Source organism: Sinomonas terricola (assembly GCF_034931225.1).
GTDB classification, from domain to species: Bacteria; Actinomycetota; Actinomycetes; order Actinomycetales; family Micrococcaceae; genus Sinomonas; species Sinomonas terricola.
Genome location: NZ_JAYGGQ010000042.1, coordinates 1 through 411, shown reverse-complemented (window position 1 = coordinate 411; position 411 = coordinate 1). Strand labels below are relative to the sequence as shown.

Sequence of the window (411 nt, the reverse complement as noted above, 5' to 3'; positions counted from 1 at the left end):
CCCTCCATCGCCATCTTCCTCCTCGCCCAGAAATACTTCGTCGAAGGCATCACCACCGGCTCATTCCGCTGACGAAAGGCGGCAACCGGCGATGGACTCGACCTCGTGAAAGAAGACCATGACCCGCGCATCCTCAGAAGAGTCCATCGCCGACGAGGCCTACCGTCCGCGGCTGCACTACACCGCGGCCGACACCTGGATCAACGATCCCAACGGACTCGTCTACCACGAGGGCGTGTACCACCTGTTCTTCCAGAACAACCCGTACGGGGTCACGCACGCGAACATGTCGTGGGGCCACGCAGTCTCGACCGACCTCATCCACTGGGAGGACCGGCCGGTGGCGATCCTGTGCGACGAGGAGGAGCAGATCTTCTCGGGCAGCGCCGTCGTCGACGAGGGCAACACCGC

General features: G+C 63.5%; 1 pseudogene. It reads left to right on the top strand.

Features of this window, described 5'->3' with window-relative positions:
* Positions 1-118 precede the first annotated feature (118 nt).
* Positions 119-411 (top strand): annotated as a pseudogene (locus SPF06_RS22020) (glycoside hydrolase family 32 protein); the annotation flags it as partial.